At 72.6% G+C, this 18991-nt stretch carries 13 protein-coding genes and 1 tRNA gene; 5 read left to right on the top strand and 9 right to left on the bottom strand.

The window, feature by feature from the left end:
- Positions 1–232: 232 nt before the first annotated feature.
- Genes ABFT23_RS07890 through rsmI form a run of 3 tightly spaced genes read right to left on the bottom strand, consistent with a single transcriptional unit; the run spans position 233 to position 2783 of the window.
- A complete protein-coding gene (locus ABFT23_RS07890; protein ID WP_347893945.1) occupies positions 233–1066 on the bottom strand; it encodes a TatD family hydrolase in 834 nt (277 codons plus the stop codon).
- A complete protein-coding gene (locus tag ABFT23_RS07885; RefSeq protein WP_347893943.1) occupies positions 1063–1920 on the bottom strand; it encodes an alpha/beta fold hydrolase in 858 nt (285 codons plus the stop codon). The genes ABFT23_RS07890 and ABFT23_RS07885 overlap by 4 nt, the downstream gene beginning before the upstream one ends.
- A complete protein-coding gene (gene rsmI / locus ABFT23_RS07880; protein ID WP_457623127.1) occupies positions 1917–2783 on the bottom strand; it encodes a 16S rRNA (cytidine(1402)-2'-O)-methyltransferase in 867 nt (288 codons plus the stop codon). Before rsmI ends, ABFT23_RS07885 begins: the two co-directional genes overlap by 4 nt.
- Positions 2784–2829: 46 nt before the next feature.
- On the opposite strand from rsmI, the gene ABFT23_RS07875 reads away from it, so the two are divergent.
- Both ABFT23_RS07875 and ABFT23_RS07870 read left to right on the top strand, forming a co-directional pair.
- A complete protein-coding gene (locus tag ABFT23_RS07875) occupies positions 2830–4590 on the top strand; it encodes a dolichyl-phosphate-mannose--protein mannosyltransferase (RefSeq protein WP_347893941.1) in 1761 nt (586 codons plus the stop codon).
- 25 nt (positions 4591–4615) lie between these two features.
- Entirely contained in the window at positions 4616–5041 is a 426-nt protein-coding gene (locus ABFT23_RS07870; protein ID WP_347893939.1) for a pyridoxamine 5'-phosphate oxidase family protein, read from the top strand.
- Here ABFT23_RS07870 and ABFT23_RS07865 read toward each other — a convergent pair whose 3' ends face one another.
- The 3 genes from ABFT23_RS07865 to ABFT23_RS07855 form a co-directional block, all read right to left on the bottom strand.
- On the bottom strand, positions 5042–5887 hold the full coding sequence (locus ABFT23_RS07865) for an alpha/beta hydrolase family protein (RefSeq protein WP_347893937.1): 846 nt from the start codon (positions 5885–5887) through the stop codon (positions 5042–5044). It lies immediately after the preceding gene.
- Positions 5888–5988: 101 nt separating this feature from the next.
- On the bottom strand, positions 5989–8136 hold the full coding sequence (locus tag ABFT23_RS07860; RefSeq protein WP_347893935.1) for a DEAD/DEAH box helicase: 2148 nt from the start codon (positions 8134–8136) through the stop codon (positions 5989–5991).
- Positions 8137–8412: 276 nt separating this feature from the next.
- Positions 8413–9219: a siderophore-interacting protein gene (locus ABFT23_RS07855; RefSeq protein WP_347893934.1), complete on the bottom strand. Its 807-nt coding sequence runs from the start codon at positions 9217–9219 to the stop codon at positions 8413–8415.
- A 193-nt stretch (positions 9220–9412) separates the two neighbouring features.
- Between ABFT23_RS07855 and ABFT23_RS07850 the strand changes: the two genes are divergently transcribed.
- Positions 9413–9488 (top strand) — tRNA-Ala (locus ABFT23_RS07850).
- Between the two features lie 275 nt (positions 9489–9763).
- On the opposite strand, the gene ABFT23_RS07845 is transcribed toward ABFT23_RS07850, so the two are convergent.
- Positions 9764–13312, bottom strand: coding sequence for a glycosyl hydrolase (locus ABFT23_RS07845; RefSeq protein WP_347893932.1), 3549 nt, complete (start codon positions 13310–13312; stop codon positions 9764–9766).
- Between the two features lie 803 nt (positions 13313–14115).
- On the opposite strand from ABFT23_RS07845, the gene ABFT23_RS07840 reads away from it, so the two are divergent.
- Entirely contained in the window at positions 14116–14766 is a 651-nt protein-coding gene (locus tag ABFT23_RS07840) for a fasciclin domain-containing protein (protein WP_347893930.1), read from the top strand.
- A gap of 117 nt (positions 14767–14883) precedes the next feature.
- Here ABFT23_RS07840 and ABFT23_RS07835 read toward each other — a convergent pair whose 3' ends face one another.
- The gene (locus tag ABFT23_RS07835; RefSeq protein WP_347893928.1) at positions 14884–15906 is read right to left on the bottom strand and encodes an aldo/keto reductase; all 1023 of its coding nucleotides are present in this window, start codon (positions 15904–15906) and stop codon (positions 14884–14886) included.
- A 95-nt stretch (positions 15907–16001) separates the two neighbouring features.
- On the opposite strand from ABFT23_RS07835, the gene ABFT23_RS07830 reads away from it, so the two are divergent.
- Entirely contained in the window at positions 16002–16544 is a 543-nt protein-coding gene (locus ABFT23_RS07830) for a TetR/AcrR family transcriptional regulator (protein ID WP_347893926.1), read from the top strand.
- Positions 16545–16550: 6 nt separating this feature from the next.
- Here ABFT23_RS07830 and ABFT23_RS07825 read toward each other — a convergent pair whose 3' ends face one another.
- Complete coding sequence (locus tag ABFT23_RS07825; RefSeq protein ID WP_347893924.1) at positions 16551–18884, bottom strand: MMPL family transporter; 2334 nt, start codon at positions 18882–18884, stop codon at positions 16551–16553.
- Positions 18885–18991 lie beyond the last annotated feature (107 nt).

Genomic DNA, 18991 nt, shown 5'->3' with positions numbered 1-18991 from the left:
GACCGGCACCCCGGGCCGCGCGGGACCCGTCTCGGGACCCGTTCGCCGGGTGTCGGGACGAGGTCCCGACGCGCGCCGGACGGGTCTTCCCGATCCCGGCCAACCGCACCAGAAGACCAGCGACCGCCGACGGAATGCAAACTCGCCGGGCCGGTTCTGGACTCCCACGTGGTCAGCGTCACGCCTCGTTCGTCACATCGGTCACGACAGTCGCTCCCGCCCCACGACGGGCCTACCAGCCGCCGCCGAAGGCCCGCTCGGTGTTCGCGTCGATGGCGGCGCAGAGGGTCTCGAGGTCGTCGCCGCGCACGTCGGCCATCGCCCGGACGGTGAGCGGCACCAGGTAGGAGGCGTTGGTGCGCCCCCGGTGCGGGGTCGGGGTGAGGTAGGGAGCGTCGGTCTCGACGAGCACCCGGTCGAGCGGGGTGACCACGAGCGCGTTGCGCAAGGGCGCTGCGTTCTTGAACGTCACCGTGCCGGCGAACGACAGGTGCGCGCCGCGGTCGAGGCAGGCGCGGGCGAAGTCGGCGTCACCGGAGAAGCAGTGCATCACCCAGCGCTCGGGCGCACCCTCGTCGTCGATGATCCGCAGGACGTCGTCGTGCGCGTCGCGGTCGTGGATGACCAGCGTCTTGTCGAGCCGCTTGGCGATGTCGATGTGCGCACGGAAGGAGTGCTCCTGCGCCGCGCGTCCCTCCTCGCCGGTGCGGAACGTGTCGAGCCCGGTCTCGCCGACCGCCCGCACCTTGTCGTGCGCGCCGGCGAGCCGCTCGATCTCGTCGAGCGCCTCGTCGAGCCGGCCGGCGTCGGCGAGGCGGGGCGCCTCGTTGGGGTGCAGCGCCACGCCGGCGACGAGCGCGTCGTGCGTGGCCGCGGCCTCCACCGCCCAGCGCGCGCCCGGCAGGTCGCAGCCGATCTGCACGATGCGGGGGACGCCGACCGCCGCGGCGGCGGCGATGGCCGCCGTCGGGTCGACGGGCTCGTCGTCGCGGGCGATGTCGAGGTGGCAGTGGTTGTCGACGACCGGGTGCGGCAGCGGCTCGGGGGCCGGCGGACGCTCGCTCATGCCGCCTCCACCGAGCGCACCCGGTCGAGGATCGCCGCCGCGAGCGGCTCGGGGGCGTGCGCGGGCACCCAGTGGCTGATGCCCTCGAGCACCACGAGCTCGTAGGGGCCTCTCGCCCACCGGGCGGTGAGGTCGACGCCCGTGCGGCCGAGGGCAGCGTCGCCGTCGCTCCACACCATCGTGGTCGGCACCTCGACGTAGGGCCGGTCGAGCGAGGCGTCGGGCAGGAACATCCCGCGGTAGTAGCCGAGCCCACCGGGCAGGGCGCCGTCGTCGACGACCTCGGCACGGAAGCGCTCGACGTCGGCCGTCGTCATGCCGGCGCGCCGCAGGAGTGCGTCGAACCGCCGTGGCGAGCGGGTCGCGAGCCGCTCGGGCAGCCGCGGCACGGCGAACGCGAGCATGTACCAGGACTTCAGGGCCTGCGACGACCGGACGAACGAGGCGACGAAGGCCCGCGGGTGCGGCACCGACACCGCCGTCCAGGTGCGGACGACGTCGGGCCGCTGCGCCGCGACCAGCCAGCCGACGGCGGCGCCCCAGTCGTGGCCGACGAGGTGCACGGGCCGCCCGACGGCGTCGACGAGCGCGACGACGTCGGCGACGAGCTCGCCCATGCGGAAGTCGCGGCGACGGGTCGGCCGAGCGCGGGGCGAGTAGCCGCGGGTGTCGGGGGCGAGGGTGCGGTAGCCCTCGGCGTGCAGCAGCGGCGCGACGAGCCGCCAGCACGTGGCGCGCTCGGGGAACCCGTGCAGCAGCACGACGACGTCGCCGTCGAGGGGCCCCTCGTCGAGCACGTCGAAGGTCAGCCCGCCGCGGGAGAACTCCGTGATCCGGGCAGGCGTCGCCGTCATGCGCCGTGCACCAGGTTGTAGACCTCGCGCTTCGGCACGCCGGCCAGGCGGGCCACCTCGACGATCGCGTCCTTGCGGCTCATGCCCTGATCCTCCCGCTCGGCGACGGCGGCGCGCAGGTCGGCCTCGTCGGTCGAGACGAGGCGCACCTCCTCGGCCCCCTGGACGACGAGCGTCACCTCGCCCCGGACGCCGGCCTCGGCCCACGCCGCGAGCTCGGCGAGGCCGCCGCGGCGGACCTCCTCGTGGGTCTTGGTCAGCTCACGGCACACGGCACCCGGCCGCTCGCCGCCCCACGCCTCGGCCATCGCGGCCAGGGTCGCGGCGGTGCGGTGGGGGGCCTCGAAGAAGACCATCGTGCGCTGCTCGGCGGCCAGCCCCGCGAGCCGCCGCGACCGCTCCCCCGCCTTGCGCGGCAGGAAGCCCTCGAAGCAGAACCGGTCGACGGGCAGCCCCGAGACGGTGAGCGCCGTCAGCACCGCCGACGGGCCCGGCACCGCGGTCACGTGGACGCCGGCCGCGACCGCGGCGGCCACGAGCCGGTAGCCGGGGTCGGAGACGCTCGGCATGCCGGCGTCGGTGACGAGCAGGACCCGCTGCCCCTGCAGCAGCGCCTCGAGCAGGGTTGGGGTGCGCTGCTGCTCGTTGCCCTCGAAGTAGGACACGACCCGCCCGGCGACGGTGACGCCGAGGTCGGTGGTGAGCCGCTTGAGCCGCCGGGTGTCCTCGGCGGCGACCACGTCGGCGCTCGCGAGCTCGTCGGCGAGCCGTGGCGGCGCGTCGGCCACCCGCCCGATCGGCGTCGCGGCCAGCACCAGCACTCCCCCGTCGACGTCCCTACCGGGGTCCTCCGTGCTGCTCACGCCTCGATCCTCTCAGCCCTGGTCGCGGAACGTAGGCTTCGGGCTCGTGACGTCGCTGCAGGAGACCCCGGAGGAGACCGGGCTCTCGGCGACGGCGTCCGGACAGCCGGTGCCGACCGCGTGGCAGCGCACCCGCACGCGCCTCCGCTCCCTCGACGACCGGTGGACGTCGTGGGGCGCCGCGCTGGCCCTGACGCTGATGGCGTTCGGCATGCGGCTGTGGCGCCTCGGCGAGCCCGACCGGTTCGCCTTCGACGAGACCTACTACGCCAAGGACGCCTGGGGCCTGCTCAACCAGGGCTACGTGCGCAACTACCAGGACAAGGTCGACGGCCTCGACATCAACGACGCCATCATGGCCGGCAACACCCAGGGCATCTGGGGCGACGGCCCGTCGATGGAGGTGCACCCCGAGGCCGGCAAGTGGATGATCGCCGTCGGCGAGCAGCTGTTCGGCATGGACCCCTTCGGCTGGCGCTTCTCCGCCGCGGTCGTCGGCTCGCTCATGGTGCTCGTCATGTGCCGCCTGGCGCGCCGGCTCACGGGCTCGACCGTGCTCGGCCTGCTCGCCGGTCTGCTGCTGGCCTTCGACGGCCTGCACTTCACGCTGTCACGGCTCGCGCTGCTCGACATCTTCCTGGCGTTCTGGCTGCTGTGCGGCGTGGCCGCCATCGTCAACGACCGCGACTGGTACCGCCGCCGGCTGGCCCGCCTCGCCGGCGACCGGCCGGTCGACGACGCCGACGCGACGTCCGGTTGGGGGCCGGTGCGCGGCCTGCTGTTCCGCCCGTGGCTGCTCACCGCCGGCGTCTGCTTCGGCCTCGCGATCGGCACCAAGTGGACGGCGATGTACCCCCTCGCCGCGTTCGGCCTGCTGGTCTGGCTGTGGAGCGCGGGCGCGCGCCGCTCGTTCGGCGTCCGCTGGGCGGTGCTGCGCTCGGCGCTGGTCGACGGGTTCCCGGCGTTCGTGCAGCTCGTGCTCGTGGCCGGGTTCGTCTACGTCGTGTCGTGGACCGGCTGGCTCGTGCACGCGAACGAGTACGAGCAGTCGCTGTCGTCGACGCAGTACACCGGCTTCTACGAGGACAACGGCTGCACCACGGGCGAGGACGGCGAGAAGACGCCCGACAACCTCAGCGACGACGCCGCCACGTGGCCCACCGCCACCGAGCCCGACGCCTCGGGTCTCGGCGAGGTCGTGCAGTCGCTGCGCTCGCTGTACTACTACCACCAGGACGTCTTCACCTTCCACACCCACTACCTGAACTGCAGCTCGCACGTGTACCAGTCACAGCCGTCGGGCTGGCTGCTGATCAACCGTCCCGTCGGCGCGGCCACCGACCTCGACGCGCGCCCCAACCCTCAGTGCACCGAGGACGACAACTCCGGCTGCTACTACCAGCAGGTGCTGCTGATCGGAACGCCGCTGCTGTGGTGGGGCGGCGCGGTGGCCCTGGTAGCCGGCGGGCTGCTGTGGCTCGGCGCCCGCGACTGGCGGTTCGGGGTCGGCATCGTCGGCACCCTGACGACCTGGCTGCCGTGGCTGATGTACGACGACCGGCCGATCTTCTACTTCTACGCGATCGCGTGCCTGCCGTTCATCGTGCTCACGATCGCGCTGGTGCTCGGCCGGCTGATCGGGCCCTCGCGACGTCCGAGCGCGCGCCGCACCACCGGCGTCGTCGTCGCGGGCGCCTTCGCGGTGCTCGTGGTGCTGAACTTCGCCTACTTCTACCCGATCCTGTCGTTCTCCGAGCTCCCGCGCAGCGCCTGGCTGCACCGCATGTGGTTCTCCCGATGGATCTGAGGGCCGGCCCCGTAGGGTCGGCCCCATGCCGTCGTGGACCCCGACCTGGGGCTCGTTCCCCCCGCTCCTGCTGGACTTCTGGACCGAGCGGCACCTGGCGGTGCTCACCACCCTGCGCCCCGACGGGCGCCCGCACTCGGTCCCGGTCGGGGTCGCGCTCGACCACGAGCGCGAGTGCGCCTGGGTGATCAGCGGCGGCGGCTCGCGCAAGGTGCGCAACCTGCTGGACGCCGGCCCCGAGGGCGGGCTGGTCACCGCGACGTCGGTCGACGGCGCCCGCTGGTCGTCGCTCGAGGGTGTCGCCGTCGTCAGGCACGACCCGGCGTCGGTGGCGCGGGCGTGCGAGCGCTACGCCGCGCGCTACCGCGAGCCGCGCCCCAACCCCGAGCGGGTGGCGCTGCAGATCACCGTGACCCGGTTCGTGGGGCAGGCGGCGCTCGTCGAGGGGTAGCTACTCGGCTGCGGCCGGCGGCTCGTCGGACGTCGGCGACTCGCCGTCGCCGAGGCAGTACTCGCCGAACTGGGCGAGGTCGGCGGGGTCGAAGTGGGAGGGGTCCTCGTGGGAGCCGACGACGAGGCGGTAGGTGACCTCGTAGCCACGCTGGGTGAGCGTGGAGATCATGGCGCCGGCGTTGTCGCGCAGCCCGACCTGCTCGTCCTGCGGTGAGGCCACGACGCGGTAGAGCAGCTGCGGGAGCTCGTCGAGGTTCTTGACCGGGTCGCGGTCGACCGGGGCGGGGCCGCCGTAGGCGTCGGCGATGAACCGGTTGGCGCCCTTGACCCGGCCCATCTTGGTGAGCGCGATGGCCGGCTTGGCGCCGTACCAGCACTGGGGCTGCACGACGTCGGGGTCGCCGTGGAGGATCGCGTTGAGCGACGTGGCGCCGCCCATCGAGCCGGAGACGTAGAGCGTGGCCGGCACGCCCGCCTGCTCCTCGGCCCACTCGGTGAGGTTCTCGGTGTCGACGGTGGTGGCCTCGTTGCCCCAGGCCTCACCGTGGAACTCCGACGACGCGACAGCCCAGCCGGCCCGCAGCAGGGCCTGGAGCCAGGCGCCGTCGATGCGGTCGTTGACGCCGCCACCCTGGCCGTGGAAGTAGATCGCGAGCCCACGCGGCTCGGCGTCGCCGGTGGGCATGGTGACCCGGGCGTCCTGCCCGTCGAGCTCGGCCCTCACGACGCCACCGGCCTTCTCGCCGCTCGCGCCCGAGGTGACCGTGACGAGCAGGGCGGCGAGCACCGCCACGACGGCGACGCGCGCGATCAGAGGAAGACCTGCGAGCAGCTTGGCGCGCATGAGGGACCTCCTGGTCGACGGGGAGCAACGGGCCGGCTCGGGACGCGTCGGATTCTAGGCGTGGCCACCGACAACCCAGGAATTGCTGGCCCCGGCCCGTCTCAGAAGAGCGTCTCGGGTCCCTCGCGCGCCTCGAGCGCCTCGGTCAGCAGGGCCACCAGCGCCTCGGTCTGGATGTCGGCCGACGAGCCGACCTCCTCGTCGGAGCCGTCGAGCGCGCGGGCCGCGAGACCGGCCTTGGAGTCGATGAGCTCGGCGACCTTGGTGTCGACGGTCTGGGCGGCGATGACGCGCCAGGCGGTGACGGGCTGGTCCTGACCGATGCGGTGGACGCGGTCGATCGCCTGGGTCTGCTCGGCATCGGTCCAGGAGAGCTCGGCGAGCACCACGTTGGAGGCCACCTGCAGGTTGAGGCCCACCCCCGCGGCGGTGAGCGAGCAGACGACGACGGCGACCTCGGGGTCGTTGACGAAGGCGTCGATGTTGGCCTGGCGGACCTTCGGCGTCTGGTCACCACGGATGGAGGCGTAGCGCAGGCCGCGTTTGGCGAACAGGGCCTCGGCCTGGTCCATGACGTCGACGTGCTTGGCGAAGAAGACGACCTTGCCGACGTTGCGGGCCAGCTGGGCGGCGTAGTCGGCGGCGAGGCCGGCCTTGGCCGAGCCGATGCGGCGCATCATCGAGAACACGTTGTCGCCGTCGCCCGAGATGCCGCCGCCGGTCTCCTCGCGCTCCCAGGTGGCGACGCGACGGACCAGCTCGTGGTCGATGCCGTCGACGACGACGCCGGAGCGCCGGGTCGCCAGCGCCATGTCGTAGCGCTCGAGCAGGCGGCGGGCGAGCTCGCGCTCGGCGGCCCGGATGGAGCGGCCCTCCTCGCCCTCGAGCTCGACCGGCAGGTCGGCGATGCGGCGGGCGGGGATGTCGGAGGCGACGTCGACCTTGCGGCGGCGCACGATGCCGAGGTCGATCACGGCCGCGCGCGCGGCCGGGTAGAACGGCGGGTCGATGGGCGTCAGCCCGGTCTCCTCGAGGCGCTCCATCAGGTCGGCCTTGGGCAGCTTCTCGTCGATCCAGCCGAGGAACTGCCAGATGGCGCGGAAGTCGTCGATGTCGTTGATCAGCGGCGTGCCGGTGAGCGCGGTCATGAGCGGACGCGGCGTGCGGGCGCGGATCGAGTCGGCGATCTGGAGCACGTGCTGCGAGCGCTGCGAGGTCTTGTTCTTGATGAAGTGGGCCTCGTCGACCACCATGCCGCGGAAGCCGTGCTGACGGATCCAGCCGACGTGGCGGTCGAGGATCTCGTAGTTGACGATGATGATGTCGGCGTAGCCGTCGACGTCGCGGCCGTTGCCGTGGATGACCGAGGCGGTGCGGTGCGGCGTCCAGAGGCCGGCCTCGCGGGCCCAGTTGGTCTTGACGACGCTCGGCACGACGACGAGCAGCGGGAACGCGTCGGCGGCCTGCGCGGCCAGCAGCGCCTGCGCGGTCTTGCCGAGGCCCGGCTCGTCGGCGAGCAGGAACGTGCGGTGCCCGGCCGCCGCGGCGGCGACGACCTGCGCCTGGTGGTGCATGAGCTCGAGCCCGGCCGGGGCCTTGACCGAGGAGTCGTCGGGCAGCGCCATGCACGACACGGCGCCGCCCGAGGCCCGCTCGAACGACTCGAGGAGGGGCTCGATGAGCTCCCAGCCGCCGAGGTTGCGGGCGTGGAAGGGCCGCGAGACGCCGCTGAAGTCGGGCTTGAGGAACGGGTTGGCGAGCTGGTGGGAGAGCACGGAGGCGGGCACGACCTGGCGGTCGGGGTCGAACGTCGCGGAGGCGGCGGGCTCGGGCGTGGGCGCCGGCTCGTCGTCGACCTCGGCGCCGCCGGCCAGGAGCATCTCGCGCTTGAGCTCGCGCGCGGCCTCGGACAGGACGGCGTCCTCGGCCAGCAGCGCGAGGAGCGAGGTGTCGCGGGCGGTGGTCTTGGCGAGGATCGTGCCGATGCCGTCGAGGCGCTTGAGCATCTCGGCGCGCTGGCCCTCGGTGATCTCGGTGTCGGCCTTGACCCGCGACCGCTCCTCGCGGGCGAGCTGGGCGACGACCTGGAACTTCGTGCGGCTGGTGGGCTTGACCTTGCCGCGCTGGGCGGCTCCCTCGACCTCGCGCACGGCGCGGGCGAGGATGGGGATGATCCCCTCGTTGTCGAGCTCACGTGCGCGGCGCTGACGGTTGCGGGCACCGTTGGCGCGCTGGCCTCCTCGAGCCAAGGAACTCCTCCTCCGGAGTCTGCGGCGACGCCGGTCCGGTGGGGGCGGACGGGCGGCGCGGGATACGCCGGGACCGGCTGGACCCGAGGGCTGCCCGATGACGTCGGCACGGTCAGGGGTGTCGACGGCGCGGGGCAGGCGCGGGGTCCGGCGGAGGTCGCCGGCGGCGTGTGGTGCTGCCACGGGCGTGGTGCCGGTGGCCGGACGCCGGTCTGACCCACCGGCGTGCCGCCATGCTACCCCTCCGGTCCTGGGTTCACGCCAAACCCCGCCGATTCAGGCCGGCACGTCGCCCTCGACCTCGACCTCGCGCGTCCAGGCACCCTTGACCGCGCGCCACTGCTCGTCGTCGAGGCCGCGCCGCCAGTAGGGCGAGCACGACAGGTGTTCGCGGGCGACGGCGCCGGTCTCGAGCAGGTGGCGTCGCACGGCACGCGTCGAGGCCGCCTCGCCGTGCACGAAGGCGTCGACGACGCCCGGGAGCGGGTCGAGGCCGCGGACGGCGTCGACGAGCAGGGTGTCGAGGTCGGCCGCGCCGTCGCGGTGCACCCACACGAGCGAGAGGTCGCCGGGTGAGGAGAGCGCGAGCTCGCCCGCGGCCGACCCGGTCTCGAGCACCGCGACCACGGGCCGCCCCGACGGCACGCGCTCGAGCGCACCGCCGATGGCCGGGAAGGCGCTCTCGTCGCCCACGAACAGGTAGGAGTCGGCGTCGGGCGAAGGCGTCCAGTCGCCGGCCGGGCCGCGGAACTGCAGGCGGTCGCCCGGCCGGGCGTGGGTGGCCCAGCGGCCGGCGCGGCCGACGTCGCCGTGCACGACGAAGTCGAGCGTGAGCCGCTGCTGGTCGGCGTCCCACGACCGCACGGTGTAGCGCCGGGGGTAGGGCCGCTGCTCGCGCGGCAGGTCGCGGACGGCGTCGTCGTCGAACGGCACCTCGTAGGGCGCGCCCGGCGGCACGAAGAACGCGTTGACGTAGCTGTCAGCACCGGCCGGTGCGACGAGGCCGTCGAGTCCGGGCCCGCCGAGGACGACACGGATCAGGTGGGGGGTCAGGGTCTCGGTGGAGACGACCTCGCCGTACATGGGCACTCCTCGGGTAGCGGGACGGGACGGAGGGAAGCGGACGGCGCGACGCCGACCGGACGGCCCACGACCGAGCGTAGGCACCGCCGCCGGCGACGAGCCCGGCAGGCGGTGTCGGCGAGCGATGGGGCCGCCGAGTTCAGGCTCGGGCGGCCCTGGTGCTACCGTTTCGACTCGCGTCGACAGGCGCGATGGGGCTGTGGCGCAGTTGGTAGCGCGTCTCGTTCGCAATGAGAAGGTCAGGGGTTCGAATCCCCTCAGCTCCACCATCCGACATGCTCAGCTGGCCCGCACATCGTTCTGACAAGCGGCCCCGGGTCGCAGCGCCCGCGATGACGCCCTGCGCCATCGTCAGGTGCGCCACTGCGTGGTGGTGCGTCGTCGGCGCCCCGGACCCTGCACCGGTGCTCTCGTGCCCGCCCTAGACGCGTCGCGCAGGTCGAGCCGTCGGCTGGCGGGACGGCGCACGGCCGGTCTCGTGCAGGCGCCCCCACCCGGGATCCGGGCGGGGGCGCTGATGCATGGCGGGTCGTGCTGGTCGCCTCTAGCCGCGGACGCGGACGACGATCGCGTCCTGCGACGATCGTGCGTTGGCGTTGCCCTGGAAGGTCAGGACGTAGCGGTGTCGGCCCGGCTGCACCTTGCGCAGCACGAGCGTTCCCTTGCCGTTGGCGCGGGTGGTGGTGACCCCGACCCAGCGTCCGCGGTCGCGGACGACGACCTTGCCGGCGCGTGCACCGGGCGGCGCGACGACGGTGGCGGAGAGCCGCACCTTGCGACCGGTCGCCTTGGCCTTCGCCTTGGTACGGGAGGTGGCCTTGGCAACAGTGATGGCGAACGATGTGCTGCTGGCCTTGACCGCGCTGGAGCCACGGAACGTGGCCGACAGGCGACTCGTGCCGACCGGGAGTCCCGCGAGGCGGAGCAGGGCGGTCCCGTCGGGTCCGACCGGTTCGCTGGCCACCTGACGGTCGGGGGTCGACACGGTGACGACGCCCGCGGGGGTGCTCCCGTCGGCCGCGGTCACCCGGACCCTGACGGCGGGCCGCTGGCCGTAGCTGCTGCGCGGTGGAGCGGTGACCCGGACGGTCGAGTCGACCATCGTCGGTACCGGCGAGTCGGTGGCGGGGTCCCACACGACGGCCTCGGCGTACGGCGTCCAGGTCGTCGGGCCGCGGAGGCCGTACTCCTGGGTGCGGGCCGACGTGCCCTTCAACGCGGTGACCGCGTTGCGCAAGGTCGTGCGGACCTCGACCTTGATCGCGTTGACGCCGGCGTCGAGGTACGGGGTGGCGTCGAAGGGGCTGTCCTCGTCGATCTGGGTGCCGACGAAGCGGTCGTTGACGTAGATGCGCGCGGTGCCCTCTACCCGGCCGAGGTCGAGCTCGACCCCCTTGCCGCTCCCGACCCAGTCAGCCGGCACGGTGAGGGTGCCGGTGTAGGTGCCGATGCCGGACTCGTTCTTGATCGTGGCGATGTCGCGCCAGTCGTAGGGCGGGTAGTAGGCGTTGAGCAGGCCTGCGTTGATCGTCTTGTACGTGCCGTCGGCCGTGACCGCGGAGACGCTCAGCGACCACTGCAGCGGTCCCTGGTTGGCCTGCGTCCGCTTCGCCGGGCGCAGGGTGAGCTGCTTGGTGGCGCCGTTGCTCAGCACGATCGTGCGCGTGCCCTCGTCGGGCGACTTCACCGAGATGACACCGTTGCGGTAGACGAACTCGTCGTCGGGGTTGGTGGAGGAGACGACGTGCAGCTGGTCGGCGTCCTCGTCGATCGCGTAGACCACCGTGCCGAGGGGGTCGAGGTGGGTCGGGACGACGGTGCGCCCGGCCTGGGTGCTCCAGGTGTCGGCCGGCACGATCTGTCCCGAGGCGAGGTCCATGCGGGAGACGCCGCCGTCGGCCTCGAACGCGGGCGAGAAGTCCACGTCGGCGCGCGAGGTGTTGTAGAGGTAGACGTAGGTCGTGCCGTCGACCTCCCGCACCTGGGTCAGCACCCGCTCGCCCGTCGACCACGACGCGCGCGGCTGTGCGCCGAGGTCGGCGAGGGCACGGGCGACGTCGCCCTGGGTCTCGACCCGTGCGGTGTTGGGGCTGGCGACCGCCTCGGCGACGGCGGTGCGGACCTGCTGGTCGCCTGTGGCACCGCTGCTGAAGGTGGTGTCGCGATCGGGCAGGTCGCCGACGAAGACGACCTTGACGCCGGCCTTCGCGGCGGCGGCGATGGCGCGAGCGGAGTCGGCCGAGATCGAGCGCTGGTCGACGACGAGGGCGCGGTAGGACGGACCCTGCGGGAAGAGGACGCCGTCGCCGACGACGCCGTCCTCGGCCAGGCCCATCGGGTCGACGAACTGCACCGACCACCCGGCCTTCTCGAGCCCGCGGGTGTTGAAGAGCTCGGCGGGCTGGGTGCCGTCGTCGGTGGCCAGGCGCGCCGCGGTGGTGAGGAAGTCGTCGCGGTAGATCGCGACGTCCGTGCGCGGGGTGCCGGTCTCGAGCACCTGGGTGCCGCGCGCCCAGTAGTCGGTGAGGTTCTTCATGTCGGCCCACTGGGGGAAGCTGTCGTTCCAGCTCTCCGAGGTGTTGTCGCCGAAGCGCTGCTTGCCGGGCCACGTGGAGCCGATCGACTGGTAGGCGAAGCCGTGGAGCACGGGCTTGGAGAAGCCGGCGGCCCACTCCTTGTCCATCATCTCCTTGTACTCGCGCAGGTTGAGCTCGTAGGTGATGTCGCGGTTGGCGCCCAGCTCGGTGGTGACGCGGTTGGCGCCACCCTGGTGCACGCCGGAAGTGAGGACCCGTTGCCAATCGAGGGCCTCCTTCCAGGCCCAGCTCCCGCTGTCGATGGGCCAGCGGTCGCCGGAGTTGAAGGACTCGCCCTCCACCGCGGACCCGGCGCGGGTGAACTCGCGTGCGGCCCGGATGGGCTCGAGGTCCTGACCGAACGCGGGCTGGGTCTTGTAGACCATGTCGTAGGTCTCGGCCCAGTCCTGGAACACCTCGCTGCGCGCGATGTAGCGGCTGTTGATGAAGGTGTAGTAGTCGTTGAGCACCTTCTGGTTCGACCCGTCGGCGAGCGAAAAATCGGGCGTCGGGCGCACCGTCGGCACCCAGTAGCGGCTCATGCCGTGCTGGTACATCAGCGGCAGGTAGGGCAGCATCGAGTAGCCGAACTCGGCCTCGAACTCCTCCAGGAAGTCCTGGGACCAGAAGAGGGAGTCGGCGTTGAGCTCGAGGGAGTCCTCGAACATGGTGTCGCCGACCTGCTTGAGCAGCTCGGCGTTGTCGGGGCCGATCTGCAGCGTGTCGAGGTCCTCGGTCGCGGCTCGTGCTGCATCGGGGTTGAACGCCGAGGTGACGGGCTTGGCCGCGTCGCGCTCCCAGTAGGAGAACACCATCCAGTAGCCGTTGTCCGGCGCCGTCCAGGTCAGCCGACCGTCGACGACCTGTGCGGTCACGTCGGTCATGGACGCCTGGTCGAGCACGGTCGAGCGCGACGGCACGATGTAGGGGGTGCCGAACCGCGGCCGGGGCTCGGGCAGGATGCCGACCTTCGGACCGCGGTTGAGGACCTTGGCCACCGAGACGCCGACGAGCCTGCTGTTGGTCTTGGCGAGGGTCGGCTGGTCGAACGCGGCAGGCACCGGGCCGTCGAAGGTCTGGCCACCGGTGACCTCGGCGTAGCCGTACTGCAGCTCCTTCTGGACGTACTGCGTACCCACGCTGGTGTTGGGGGTCTGCACGGGCCAGGCCGCGCCCATGGTCATGGAGACCTCGACGCCCAACGACTCGGCGGTCTCCAGCACGACCCGGAGGTTGTCGCGCTGAGCCTGGTCGGCCCACGCGCCGGCGGAGAACGCGATCTCGACCTCGCCGTACCCGGCCGCGGCGATGGCGCGGATCTCGCGCTCGCTCTCCGCGAGGCCCAGGGGGGCCTGCCACCACCACCGGGTCGCGGGCCGGTGGTCCATGTCAGGGTTCTTGAACTCGGCGGCCGTGATGGCGTCGTCGGCCAGCGCCGGCTGGACCGGAGCGCTCAACGCAGGCGCGATCGCCGCCGAGCCGGCCGGGACGGAGGTGACGAGACCAGCGAGGAGCACCGCGGCGAGTGCCGCCGCACCGTGATGGACCTTTCGGCGTCGCCGAGACGGTGGACAGGAATGTGGCACGTCACGGTGCGACGAGGTCTGGGGCATGAGGGACTTCCTCTCGAGATGGGCGACCGCTGCCAAGACCGGCCACAGCCGGGGTCACTGCCTGTGTCGAGGCCGATGGCCTGCGAACTCAGTCATGAAACGATTCACAACTGCGTCATTCGAATGTATGACCAGGGTCACAGGGCGTCAACGATGTGGCCGGAAGTCATCACCGAGGAACCGCGGTGACCATTCCGGAGCGCCGCTTCCACGCCTTCAGGCCACGACGTGAACCCGCCACCGGAACTCAATCCCCAGGAGTCCATGAACATCCCACGTCGCCCTTGTTGATCTTCGCAAGCGGTGCGGGGTCGGCCAGGCAGTGCTCCTCCCGAAACTTCTCCAGCGAGCACCCGGTCGAAGCAGTTCCCGTCCGTGGGCGACGACCGGCGTCCCCCTGCCCACCGACCCCGCGTGACTAGCCGGCAACCACCCGGACCGAGCATGGCCGCACTGTCGCCCGCAGACGTAGCGTCCCGGAGGTCACCCCGCCGCACCCACCCCCCGATCGCGGCGGGGTGACCCGCTCCCGACCATCCGCCGCCGGAGCTCGACGTCCGGCGGCGAACCTCGACACGTACCTCGACGCGGCGTCGAAGTTTCTCGGTAAATGTGTGAGATCCGACCCGTCCGGGCCGCGACGTCCTTCGAACCTCCATCGAGGTGTGGGCGCGGAGGGCGCCCACCGTCGAGGAAGGACAACCGTGATGAACCAGCGCACCACCGCCCGGCTCGCGTCGCTCGCCGCCGGCGCCGTCGCGATGGCGGGCATCGGCCTGACCGCAGCCCCGAACGCCTCCGCCGCCCCCGGCAGCAAGCCGCTCGTCAAGGTGCTCGGCGCCGACGGCACCGCGTTCGACGCCAACGCCCACGACTTCGACATCGTCGAGGCCGCCGTGCTCGCCGTCCTGGCCGAGAAGCCGAACAGCCCCCTGGCCCTCATCACCAAGGGCAACCAGCGCCTGACGGTGTTCCTGCCCACCGACGGCGCCTTCCGCCGCCTCGTCAAGGACCTCACCGGCAAGGCCCCCCAGCGCGAGAAGGCCGTCTTCAAGCGTGTCGCCGCCCTGACCGGCGACATCGACACCCTCGAGACCGTCCTGCTCTACCACGTCGTGCCCGGCAAGACCCTGACCTCGCCCAAGGTCATCGCCGCCGCCAAGGCCAACGCCTCCGTCGAGACCGCCGCCGGCGCCAGCTTCGGCGTCCGCGCCGACCCCGGCGGCAAGATCCGCCTCGCCGACGCCGACCGCAACGACAAGGACCCCCGCGCCATCCCGCGCCTGCTCGACATCAACCGCGGCAACAAGCAGGTCGCCCACGGCATCAACCGCGTCCTGCGCCCGCTCGACCTCTGAGCGAGGTCTGAGCGAGGTCTGATCGACGTCGCACCCGCATCACCGTTCCCGGCGCCCACCTCCACGCGAGGTGGGCGCCGGGCCCGTCCTCGGGCCGGCCGAGGGGTCGCGCGGCCGCTAGGCCACCGACCGCCGGTCGTGCGGCAGACGACGCAACGCGGTCTGCTCGATCGCCGGGGGCACGTAGGCCTGGTCGAGGACGCCGACGTCGGAGCCGGGCGGGACGACCGCGTCGATCCGGTCGAGCAGGTCGTCGGGCAGGACCGTGTCGAGGCCGGCCAGCAGGTCGTCGAGCTGCTCCATGGTGCGCACGCCGAGCAGCACGCTCGAGACGTCGGGGTGGGAGACGGCGAAGGCCATCGCCAGGTGCGGCATGGACAGTCCGGCCTCGGCGGCGAGCGGCACGAGCGACTCGACGGCATCGAGGCGGCGCTGGTCGTCGAAGGCGCGGAAGATCGAGGCCCGGACGACGTCGGTCGGTGCGCCGCGGCGCACCCGGCCGGTCAGCATCCCCTGCCCGAGCGGGCCCCAGGTGATCACGCCGAGACCGTGACGGCGGGCCGTGGGCAGCACCTCGGCCTCGATGCCGCGGTTGAGCAGCGAGTAGGGCGCCTGCTCGGTGCGGAACCGGCCGAGACCGCGGCGTTCGGAGACCCACTGGGCCTCGACCATGTCGGACGCCGGCGTGTTGGACGAGCCGAACGCCCGGATCTTCCCGGCCTGCACCAGGTCGGTCAGGGCCCCGATGGTCTCCTCGACGTCGGTCGACGGGTCGAGGCGGTGCACCTGGTAGAGGTCGATGTGGTCGGTGCGGAGCCGTCGCAGCGAGCCCTCGACCGCGGTCATGATCCACCGGCGCGAGGCGCCCTGCTGGTTGGGGTCGGTGCCGACGGGCCGGGCGAACTTCGTGGCGACGACCACGTGGTCGCGCCGGTCGGCGATCGCCGCGCCGACGACGTCCTCGGAGTCGCCGTAGGCGTCGGCGGTGTCGACGAGGTTGATCCCGGCGTCGAGGGCGCGATGGATGACCCGGACCGAGTCGCGCGCGTCCCGGTTGCCGATCGAGGTGGCGAACATCAGGGCGCCGAGGCCGTACGGGCTGACCTGGATGCCGGTGCCTCCGAGCGTGCGGTGCTGCATGGGTCCTCCCGGACGGTGGGTGCTCTAGGGTGAGTGAAACGGAACATGTTTCCGGAACGATACGGAAAGCCTTTCCGCTTAGCAAGGAGGTCCCGGTGCGTGCAGACGCCCGACGCAACGTCGACGCCGTCGTCGCGGCCGCCAAGGAGGCGTTCGCGCACACCGGGGTCGACACGCCGGCCAAGAGCATCACCGACGCCGCCGGGGTCGGGGTCGGCACGCTCTACCGCCACTTCCCGCGGCGCTCCGACCTGATCATCGCCGTGCTGCAGCAGGAGATCGACGAGTGCGTGGCGGCGGTCGATCAGCTGCTCACGACGAAGGACCCCTGGACGGCGCTCACGGCGTGGATCGAGCGCTACACCGACCTGGTGGCCACCAAGCAGGGGCTGGCCGCGGCCCTGCACTCGGGCGACGCCGCCTACGACGGGCTGCCGGCCCACTTCATGGCGGCACTCGAACCCGCCCTGCAGCGGCTGCTCGACCGGGCCGTCGCCGCGCGCGTCGTCCGCGACGACGTCACGGCCCGCGACGTGATCACCACGGTCGCCCTGGTCTCGCAGCCCGTCCCCGGTCGTCCGGCCGAGTTCAACGCGCGCATGGTGCACGTGTTCCTGGAGGGGATGCGCCGGGCCTGACCCGGCTCAGCGCACCTCGACGACGTCGACGACCTCGGCCTCGTCGGCGTCGGCCGGGTGCAGCCGGCGCTGCAGCTGCTCACCCTCGACGTCGACGACGGGCAGGATCCGGTCGAGCCACGCCGGCAGCCACCAGGCCCGTTCGCCGAGCAGGTACATCAGGGCCGGGATGAGGGTCATCCGGACGACGAAGGCGTCGATGACGACGGCGACGGCGAGCGCGAACCCGACCGAGCGGATGATCACGTTGTCCTCGAAGACGAAGCCGGAGAAGACCGCGGTCATGATGAGCGCCGCCGCGGCCACGACCCGGGCCGAGCTGCGGAACCCGTCGACGACGGCCTCCGCGGTGCCGGTGCCGTGCACGCGGGCCTCGCGCATCCGGGTGACGAGGAAGACCTGGTAGTCCATGGCGAGGCCGAAGACCACGCCGATGAGGAAGATCGGCAGGAAGCTGACGATCGGCTGGCCCTCGACGAGGCCGAACGCCCCCTCCTGGAACACCGCCACCGTGACCCCCAGCGTGGCCAGCACCGAGAGCAGGAACCCGAACGTCGCGGTGAGCGGCACGAGGATCGAGCGGAACACGATCATCAGCAGGATGAAGGCCAGCCCGACGACGACCGCCAGGTAGGTCGGCAACGCTCCCGAGAGCCGGTCCGACACGTCGGCCTGGATCGCGGTCAGCCCGGTGATGCCGATGGTCGTGCCCGTGGCCCGCTCGATGTCGGACTCCCCGTCGCGCAGCGAGGTGAGCAGGTCCTGGGTCCGTGGGTCGTCGGCGCCGTAGTCGGGCACCATCAGCAGGACCGTCCCGGGGCCGACGGGCGCGTCGTCCGCCGTCTGGCCGTCGGGTCCGGGCCGCGGCGCCGTCGTGTCGGCCACGGCCTCGACGCCGGGCTGGCCGGCCGCCCAGTCGGCCACCTCGGCGAACGCCGCCCGTCGCTCGCCCTCGGCGACACCGCGACCGTCGACGACGAGCTGGAAGGGGGCCTCGCGACCGGGTCCGAAGCCCTCGGTGAGCAGCTCGCTCGCCTGGCGCGCCGTCGTGTCGGACGGCGCGGTGCTGTCGGTCGGGAAGGCCAGGTAGAGCTCGCGCAGCGGCAGCGCGAGCGCCCCGAGCGCGACGACCACCAGGACGACGGCCGCCACCGGACGACGGCCGACGGCCCGGGCCCAGCGGACGCCGTTGTTGACGACCCGGCCGTCGGCCTCGCGGGCCGGCACCCTCTTGCGGACCCGTCCGCCGAACGCCTTGGTGCCCAGCATGCCGAGCACGGCCGGCAGGAGCGTCAGGGCCACGAGGACGGCGACGAGCACCGTCGCGGCGGCCGCCAGGCCCATGGCGGTCAGGAACGGGATGCGGACGATCACGAGGGCGGCCAGCGCGATGAGCACCGTGAGCCCGGCGAACACGACGGCCGAGCCCGCGGTGCCGACGGCGACGCCGGCGGCCTGCTCGCGCCCGGCCCGCGTGTCGTCGTGGTGCTCGAGCTCGGCGCGGTAGCGGGCCAGGATGAACAGGCAGTAGTCGATGCCGACGGCGAGCCCGATCATCGTGGCCAGGGTCGGGGCGTTGGAGTTGACGTCGACGAACGCCGTCATCGCCGTCACCCCCGCGAGCCCGAGACCGACGCCGAGCACGGCGGTCACGATGGGCAGGCCGGCCGCGACCAGCGAGCCGAACGTCAGCACCAGCACCACGAGCGCGATCCCGAGGCCGATGAGCTCGGCGGTGCCGCCCGGCGGTCCGACCTCGTTCATGCCCTGACCGTTGGCCTCGGCCACCAGCCCGTCGTCGCGAGCGCCCTCGAGGGCGTCGAGCACCGCCTCGCGGCTGCCGGCCTCGACGTCGGCGACCACGTCGACGTCGAAGACGAAGGAGATCACGCCGATGCGTCCATCGGCCGTGGCGTTCGCGAAGGTCGCCGCGGCGCCCTCGCCCGGGGCGCCGGCGAGGGTGGTCAGCGGGTTGATGGCGTCCTGGGCGGCCGGGTCGGAGAGCTCGGCCGGCACCTGGGGCCCGTCGGCGAGGTCGGCGACGAGGTCGCGCACCGCCTGGTCGTAGGGCGCCTGGTCGAGCCGCTGCCCCTCCGGTGCGGCGACGACCACCCGGACGGTCGCCACGTCGAAGGCGTTGGTGCTGTCGGGGAACAGCTCGGCCTGCAGCTGTCCGGCCTCGTCCGAGGCGATCCCGGGGATCGTGAACTCGTCGCTCAACGGCTGCGAGGACGTCGCCGCGAACGCGCCGACGCCCAGGGCGACGACGACCCAGCCCAGGATGAACAGCGGCCAACGGCGGAACGCCGTCGCACCCAGTCGATGGAGGAAGTTGGCCACGAGATGTCTCCTGTGCTCGAGATGAGGGGGAACGACCCACGGACGTCGTCGTCGACGACCGCGAGGTTCACCGGACAGGCCGAGGTCTGGAAGTCGAGTACTGCCGG

It is taken from the genome of Nocardioides secundeburneus (assembly GCF_039939255.1).
GTDB lineage: Bacteria > Actinomycetota > Actinomycetes > Propionibacteriales > Nocardioidaceae > Nocardioides.
Note: the sequence above shows the minus strand (reverse complement) of the source record. Positions and strands in the feature narration are given on the sequence as shown.